General features: G+C 59.3%; 1 pseudogene. It reads left to right on the top strand.

Annotation, left to right across the window (positions count from 1 at the left end):
• A pseudogene (locus AC6F34_RS16320) lies at nucleotides 1–509 on the top strand (collagen-like protein); the annotation flags it as partial.

Raw genomic sequence — 509 nt, 5'->3', positions numbered from 1 at the left:
GGAGCGACAGGAATTCAAGGAGTAACCGGTCCAACAGGAGCAACGGGAATCCAAGGAGTGACCGGCCCGACGGGAGCCACCGGAATACAGGGTGTAACGGGCCCAACTGGAGCGACAGGAATCCAAGGAGTAACCGGCCCGACGGGAGCCACTGGAATACAAGGAGTGACCGGCCCGACGGGAGCCACCGGAATCCAAGGAGTAACGGGTCCAACTGGTGCGACGGGAATACAGGGTGTAACCGGCCCAACCGGTGCGACAGGAGTTCAGGGTGTAACAGGTCCAACTGGAGCGACGGGAATACAGGGTATAACAGGTCCAACCGGAGCGACGGGAATACAGGGTGTAACCGGCCCAACAGGAGCGAACGGAATACAGGGTGAAACGGGCCCAACGGGAGCGACGGGAATACAGGGTATAACGGGTCCAACTGGAGCGACGGGAATACAAGGTATAACGGGTCCAACGGGAGCGACAGGAATTCAAGGAGTAACCGGTCCAACAGGAGC

It is taken from the genome of Niallia sp. CD-39 (assembly GCF_059874745.1).
The sequence above is the reverse complement of the archived record's forward strand: the minus strand, read 5'-3'. Positions and strand labels throughout refer to the sequence as shown.